Origin of the sequence: Endozoicomonas sp. ONNA2 (assembly GCF_024606365.1) — a bacterium.
GTDB lineage: Bacteria > Pseudomonadota > Gammaproteobacteria > Pseudomonadales > Endozoicomonadaceae > Endozoicomonas.
In genome coordinates this window covers 1-7,467 of record NZ_JAHHPO010000789.1, presented here as the reverse complement: position 1 = coordinate 7,467, position 7,467 = coordinate 1, and the positions used below count along the sequence as shown (strand labels likewise).

The window sequence follows — 7,467 nt, the reverse complement described above, 5'->3', positions numbered from 1 at the left end:
CAATCGCACAAGCGCCCACACGAATTGTCTGATATCTTGTTAAAGAACGTTTGCTTTGCGCTGCTAGTTACTGGTCATTGGTCACTACCAGCTAACCACTGAAAGCAAGGTCGCCTATCTTACCGTGGCGGCTTTCGTTGTCAAGCATTCGATTTTAAGACGAAGAAAAAAGCTTAACAACTCACTGATGTTGCCCGAAGCCTGTCAGTGGAGGCGCATCATACCGCGCCAGTTTGATTTGTCAACCGGTTGTTTTTCATTGATTGCAAAACAACTCTCTTTCAAATCACTCTTCCCGGTCAGCTACGAAGGTTCATTCGCCTGATTTGCGGGTGACCGTTTGAACCAGTCCGTGGAAGTGGGAGGCATTATACATACGATGCATACTTTATATAAATTGCTTCTTTTAATAAGACCAAAAAACCATACAATAGTCCCATTCAATGCATTTTCCGATAGAAAATCATTTATTATTCCTGACCCTTCCGCTTTCAACCCTGCCGACAAGTTATCGAACTGCTGAGCAGTTTTTTTCATGCTGCCAAGAAAGCAAGCCAAGCCTTTGCTAACCCCATCTCCAGGAGGCTGTCCGAGAATATCCTTCATAAAACAGACGATAATTTACACCTGACTTAAAGCTATAACAGAATACTCAACCGTTCCAAAGTGTTAGAATACTCCCAGCCAGGTTGCCAGCATTCCATATGTCTCGTTTGCTCCCGGTTCATTTCACAATAACTCATCGGGCAGTAGGACCTGCCCTACCGCTCTCAAATAGCCAACAATCAATACCGGCACCTAAGTGCCGTTAACACCTTTCAAAACTCATACATTTATTAATGGAGACACCACTTGTTTGAACCCCACGCCAGAAACGTTGCCACCATAAAGAATGATCTTCTTTCCGGTTTAACGGTAGCACTTGCTCTTGTTCCAGAAGCTGTTGCCTTTGCCTTCGTTGCCGGGGTTGAGCCGCTGGTTGGCTTGTATGCTGCCTTTCTTGTTGGCTTGATTACCGCAGCCATTGGCGGCCGCCCGGGCATGATATCCGGAGCAACGGGTGCCCTGGCCGTGGTTATGGTCAGCCTGGTTGCCAGTCACGGGGTACAGTACCTGTTCGCGGCGGTGGTTCTGATGGGTATTATTCAAGTCCTCGCAGGCATATTCAAACTCGGCAAGTTCATCAGAATGGTCCCCCATCCGGTGATGCTTGGCTTTGTAAACGGTCTGGCTATCGTGATCTTCCTGGCACAATTAAGCCAGTTTGGTGCACAAGGTGAAGTGGGCTGGTTAACCGGCTCTTTCCTGGAAGACAGTGTTATTGATATTGCCTGGATGAAAGGCAATGAGCTTTATTTGATGCTCGGGTTGGTTGCCTTGACCATGGCCATCATCCATTTTCTGCCCAGACTGACTACTGCTGTTCCTTCTTCTCTGGCTGCAATCATTGTAGTCACCGCTCTCGCCCTTGGTTTGAATCTTGATACCAAAACCGTTGGCGATGTTGCCGGTATTGCGGGTGGGCTTCCGACATTCAGCATTCCTTCAGTGCCTTTTACTTTTGAAACCCTGACGATCATCTTACCCTACTCCCTGATTCTGGCCGCTATTGGTATCATTGAGTCACTGCTGACCCTGAGGATGGTTGATGAAATCACCGAAACCCACGGCAGCAGTAACCGGGAGTGTGTGGGTCAGGGTGTTGCCAATGTGGTTACCGGTTTCTTTGGCGGCATGGGCGGCTGTGCGATGATTGGCCAGAGTATGATCAATGTAAACTCTGGTGGCCGGGGTCGTCTGTCGGGTATTTCTGCGGCATTATTTTTGCTGACTTTTATTCTCTTTGCCTCTTCATTAATTGAAATGATTCCGGTCGCTGCCCTGGTCGGTGTCATGTTCATCGTGGTTATCGGAACTTTTGAGTGGAGTAGTTTCCGGATTATGAACAAAGTGCCCAAGGGCGATGCCTTTGTCCTGGTGCTGGTTTCTGTAGTGACCGTTCTGACTGACCTGGCTGTGGCGGTTATTGTCGGCGTTATTGTCTCTGCCCTGATTTTTGCCTGGGAGCACGCCAAACAGATTCAAATCACAAAACTGGAAGACCAGGATGGCTCAACTATTTATAAGGTGCATGGTCCACTATTCTTTGGTTCCACCACACACTTCCTGACACAGTTTTCACCAAAGGACGACAACAGGGATGTAATTATCGACTTCCGGGACTCCAGGGTTTGTGACCATTCCGGACTGGAAGCCATCGATACCCTGGCCGAGCGCTATATGAACAGTGGCAGGACACTGCACCTCCTGCACCTCAGCGATGACTGCAGGAAACTGCTGACAAAGGCAGGTAACCTGGTGGAAGTGAACGTCATCGAAGATCCCAAGTACTTTGTTGCTACCAATGCCTGATCAGGGGCCATCATGGCACAAAGCCCGAGCTTAACCCCGGGCTTTTTAATAGATTCAACTTTATGCCCATGGATAGCTGACGTGGCACTGATTGAGAACCATAGCACCAAATGATAAATTACTTGCTCGTGTCAATAATAAGAATATAAAGAGGCATCCTGGCGATGAAAACCATCGAGCAATGGTTCACGGAATATGGCAAAAGCCACCAGAATCCCACCAATAAATTGATTCACTGGATCTGTGTACCATCCATCCTTTTCAGCATTATCGGTATAATCTGGGCATTTAGCCCTGTTGCCACCTGGTCGTTAATGACCGTCACCCTGCTGTTCTATTTCAAGCTCTCATTCAAGCTGTCCCTGGCAATGATTGTTGTCTTTGCTGCATCAGCAGCCGTTTCTCAAGCGCTTGGAGCTTATGCCTTACAGATCAGTATTGCGATTTTTGTTGTTGCCTGGATCTTTCAGTTTATTGGTCACAAGGTTGAAGGTAAAAAGCCGTCTTTTTTTGAGGATCTGCAGTTTCTGTTGATTGGGCCATTGTGGTGCCTGGGATTCCTGTTTAGAAAACTCAACATCCACTATTAAATCTCTTCTTTTGAAGCTATTTCTTATACCAATTCCACAGCTATTAGTATTCAGCAGGCATGGATAAGGTCCTGTAGTTTTGCCTGGCATGCCCACAGAGGACCCCGGAAACAAGGTTATGAAATATTCAGGCTAAAGAGTGGGCTTTAATGATCGATATAGAACCTATGGTGGTAAGGCTGGTTAATTCCTTCCATGGGACACCGGGCTTCTGAGTTACCATAATCGCGATAACCCATTAGCTGTGTACTTTGTAAATATTGCTGTAACGATAGAGACATCATGAAACGGTCATCTTCCCCTGATGACCGTTTTTTTTCAGCTTACTGGCGACATTGATACGCTCATCCTTTCAAAAGATCGAAAAAATTTACACAACATCCAGTTGAAAAAAACAATACGACTATTATATTACAGGTAAAATTTGTTACAGGTAATGTATTGTTTGATCGCAATACGGGATTGAGCATATCACAGAGAGTTCATTCATGGCCTTGCGGAAAAACGCTGCACACTATCAGCGACAGTTTCGCTCCAGGATGAGAGAGCAGGGGCTGGTAAAAAAAGACATCTGGATTTTGCCAGAGAATGCCAGCCTGCTGCGGGATATTGAGCAGCAGCTGCGGCAAGTCGATTCCTATCAACCATCAGGAAATTCCATCATGACCCAGTCACAAAGTGTTTGGACGATTCAAAGCCTATACGAAGCGTTGGCAAACGACGCGCTGATTACCCGTGGAGATGCGGTATTAAATCTGGTGGATGGGACTGAACCCTGCCTGGAAATCAGTATGGCTGAGTTTGGTGATCTGCCTATCTACCTGTCAGTTTCCGGGGAGCAGATTATTGCCGATGCGGTGCTCTGGCCTTTATCGATGGTCAAGAACCCGGTGGCGTTAAATGATGAAGTTTTGCGTACCCACAAATTATTTCCATTGTCGACCATCAGTCTGGATCGCTTTTTGGATGGCAGTGAGTACTACACCATTTTTGGCGCACTGAGTTCGTCGTCTTCACTGCAGAATATCGTGCAGGAAATCACCACTCTGGCAGCCAATGCCATCAAAGCCTCAGAAGCTTATGGAAGTCACCTGACTTCTGAGTCAGTGGCATAACTGAAAGACCGATTGGCTAATTATCAAACATTTGCAACAGGTAAAGACCATGAGTATTTGGAGTAAAGTGATGACTGCCCTGAAAGGGGCCACCAACGAAGTCGGTGAAGCCATTGCAGACAACAATGCCTTGCGCATTCTGGATCAGGAAATTCGCGAGGCCAGTGATCAGCTGCAGCAGTCCAAGACCCAGTTGGCTGGCATTATGGCCAAGCAAAAACTCTCCTCACAAAAATGCGCAGAGTTGAAGGAAAAAGTTGCGGAGTATGAAGGCTATGCCATAACAGCGATGAATCAGGGAGATGAGTCGCTGGCAACTGATGTTGCCGGTAAAATTGCCGAGTACGAAGCGCAGCTGAATGCAGAACAGGAGATGGAAAAGAGCTTTGCGGGCAGTATTGTCAGCCTGAAAAAAGCAATTATGGACGCCGAGTCCAATCTTCGTCGGCTCAAGCAGCAGGTTGATACGGTTAAAGCGACGGAGTCCGTGCAAAAAGCACAGGCCGCCTGTGCCGCCAAACACAGTGGTATTAACTCAAAAATGGCTACCGCAACCGACTCCCTTGAAAGGATCAAACAACGCCAGGCAGAGAGAGCTGCCCAGATGGAAGCTGCCAGTGATCTTTCCGGTGATACTGCTGAGAATGATCTTCAGGCCAAGCTTAAAGCAGCGGGCATTACCAAGGGTGATTCTGACGCTTCCAGCGTGCTGGAGCGATTGAAGGCAAAACAGAAGTGATGGGAGGCTGTCCAGACTTTATTGACCTAAAGGACAAAAGCACAACATCTCTGCAAATAAACATCATCTGAAGATATTCCAGTAGTGATTGATTGAGTAAAATCAAACGATGTCTCTATAAGGCAATGAGCAAGGATAGTTTTACCATGAACCATAAAATAACAACGGCCTGCCTGGTCGGCTGTACTTTGCTGCCGCTGGTTGCCAATGGGCAACTGGCAGAAAACCCTGGCTTCAGTGGTGAGTTGGCAGTATTGGCCGGGGTGACTTCAACGGACTCCAATCTTTCTACCAATGGCCAGGCGAACAGGCAGGGACCTTTGCATAGTGGGACAAGCCAGGAAAATACCGGTATTTTTGGGGTTCTTGGCAATATTACCTATACCTTCGGCGATGGGAATGACCGACAGCTGTTTGCTGGAACGTCCAGGGAAGATATTGCCATTGGTAATGTTGCCCTGGAAGTCGGCTACAAACAGATGCTCGCCTCCGGCACCAGGCTGACCATTTCTTATCTGCCAACACTATTAGGTGACGATGTGTGGGCAGACCCCTTTTTAATGAACTCAGCGCGAACAGAAACAGAAAGGTCCGGGAATGCTTTCCGGCTTAAACTCGACGGTATTGCCAATACTCCGGTTTCTGTGGATGTCGCCTATGCCCGGTCCGAAATTGACAATGAACGAAGTGGCTCTGGACTAACCTCAGAACAGCAAGATCAGTTAAGACGAAGCAGTGATTCGCTATACACGAAGGTCAGCTACCGACACTTCCTGGAGCCGGGAAGAGCCTTGAGCCCAGCCCTGATATACAGAAATAGTGAGGCTGATGGCAGTGCCATGGCACACGCTTCAGTTGCTGGAGAGCTGTCGTATTTTAGTATCCATGGACCGGGCCAATATGCTTTGACCGGTAGCTATGAGTATCGCGACTACGATCAGGAGCATCCTGTATTCGAGAGCACTCGTTCAGACAGCGTGCTTGGTGTTTTCCTTACCTGGGAATATATGAACTTTTTGGGTATCCGTCCGCTCTCGCTGGTCTCTCTTGCTGGATACAACGTGGTGAACTCAAATATCAGCTTTTATGACGAGAGTGAATATCTATTCATGGTTGGTGCAAATTACCAGTTTTGAGCGGAGAATACGGTTATGTAGGTGGTGATGTAAAAGCGGTGCCAATGCCCAAAAGAATGAAGGCTGAGCCCGCCATCCATTTGCCCCACTGCAGGCGCTGCTTGCAGTGATCCAGTTGTTTGCCAACATTGCCGGCAAATAGCCCAACAGCCGCATCGATGGGAAATGCAACGGCCACAAACGTCAGGCCAAGCATCAAGATATCAATGTGAGCAGACGGGCTCAATGGATCAATGAATTGTGGAAAAAAAGCCAGAAAAAAAAGAATGACTTTCGGGTTCAGGACATCGGTAATCACACCCTGATAAAACACCTTTTTCAGGGCAGTTCTGGAGATACACTGTTCACTGCTGTTCTCTCCTTTGGCAAAAAAAAGTGTTCTGATGCCAAGGTAACAGAGGTACGCTGCCCCGGCATATTTAATCAGTGAAAACCCCATCGTTGATGATGCTATCAGGGCAGACAGCCCGAGGGATGCGATGATCGTATGGATAAGGACACCGGTATGAACACCCAGTGCGGAAATCAAACCTGCCATGGCTCCCTGGGAAAGCCCCCGGGTAGTGATATACAGTAGATCCGGCCCAGGAGCCAGGGCAAGTATCAGGGTCGCTATCAGAAATAACGCCATTGATGACTCAGACATAACATATTCTCTTTACTATTCGTTGCCATCTGTCAGGGGTCTAAGAGTATAGTCCCGATTTCTCTCTCAAGCGTTTCAAATGGTGGTTTGTTGCAATGATCTTTGATTGGTTTAAACGTAAGAAAGAAGACGAAAGCAAAATAACTTCTTTACCATCGCCGCTTAATTTGTGTTTGGGAAGTGCCCTTGAGTTGGACTTGTTGCCTTTCCAGATGATACGTGAACAGCTGGGATTCAGCTTGCCAGAAGGGGTCCAGACGATTGAGGCCGCGGGTTTCATTGATTTGGGGATGGGGGCATTGCTGTGCCGCTTTTATACCGCTGATGATGGCTTCATTCAGATATCAACAACTGGCGGTTATGAAACGCAGAATATTGATGACATAAAATTCTTCGTCTTTGCACAAACTCATCACATTGCCAGTCAGAGCGGAGCGAGCCTTTGGGTCAGTGACTCCGGTTTAATTGGTGACAAACGCTTTGATCTGGATGAAATAAGTTATCGTCGGGTCTGGGATGAGGCGGTTCCTGGACGGATTGAACCGGTCAATTTCACGGAAACGGTCCATAGTCATGATGAGTCGGTGGCTGTTTATGAGGTAGACCATCTGGCCATGCTCTATCAGCGACAAATCAGTGATAGTGAGCGTTATGAATATCTCCTGGCATCCCTTGAATTCAGCGGTGAGGATGAAGCTACAGCTGTCGTAAGCTTAGGGTTTGATCTTGAGATTTCATCCATGACGATCACTTAACCCGGATATTTCATAAACTTGCTCCCGATCTCGCTTGTCCTTTGCCGCTCTAAGGGAGTTTTGCTCAGTCGACC

General features: G+C 47.5%; 7 protein-coding genes. 6 read left to right on the top strand and 1 reads right to left on the bottom strand.

The genetic code is table 11. The annotated features are described in order from the left end of the window. The first annotated feature begins 852 nt into the window (after positions 1 to 852). From KDK14_RS14085 to KDK14_RS14065, 5 genes are all read left to right on the top strand, one after another. Entirely contained in the window at positions 853 to 2,412 is a 1,560-nt protein-coding gene (locus KDK14_RS14085; RefSeq protein WP_257265809.1) for a SulP family inorganic anion transporter, read from the top strand. A 164-nt stretch (positions 2,413 to 2,576) separates the two neighbouring features. Next, positions 2,577 to 3,002: a DUF962 domain-containing protein gene (locus KDK14_RS14080; RefSeq protein WP_257265808.1), complete on the top strand. Its 426-nt coding sequence runs from the start codon at positions 2,577 to 2,579 to the stop codon at positions 3,000 to 3,002. A gap of 488 nt (positions 3,003 to 3,490) precedes the next feature. Continuing rightward, complete coding sequence (locus KDK14_RS14075; RefSeq protein WP_257265807.1) at positions 3,491 to 4,117, top strand: YjfI family protein; 627 nt, start codon at positions 3,491 to 3,493, stop codon at positions 4,115 to 4,117. Positions 4,118 to 4,166: 49 nt separating this feature from the next. Continuing rightward, on the top strand, positions 4,167 to 4,856 hold the full coding sequence (locus tag KDK14_RS14070; protein ID WP_257265806.1) for a PspA/IM30 family protein: 690 nt from the start codon (positions 4,167 to 4,169) through the stop codon (positions 4,854 to 4,856). Between the two features lie 146 nt (positions 4,857 to 5,002). Next, the gene (locus KDK14_RS14065; RefSeq protein ID WP_257265805.1) at positions 5,003 to 5,992 is read left to right on the top strand and encodes a DUF2860 domain-containing protein; all 990 of its coding nucleotides are present in this window, start codon (positions 5,003 to 5,005) and stop codon (positions 5,990 to 5,992) included. A gap of 13 nt (positions 5,993 to 6,005) precedes the next feature. Here KDK14_RS14065 and KDK14_RS14060 read toward each other — a convergent pair whose 3' ends face one another. Then, positions 6,006 to 6,638: a LysE family translocator gene (locus KDK14_RS14060; protein WP_257265804.1), complete on the bottom strand. Its 633-nt coding sequence runs from the start codon at positions 6,636 to 6,638 to the stop codon at positions 6,006 to 6,008. Positions 6,639 to 6,733: 95 nt separating this feature from the next. Between KDK14_RS14060 and KDK14_RS14055 the strand changes: the two genes are divergently transcribed. Beyond that, positions 6,734 to 7,393, top strand: coding sequence for a YjfK family protein (locus KDK14_RS14055; protein ID WP_257265803.1), 660 nt, complete (start codon positions 6,734 to 6,736; stop codon positions 7,391 to 7,393). Positions 7,394 to 7,467 lie beyond the last annotated feature (74 nt).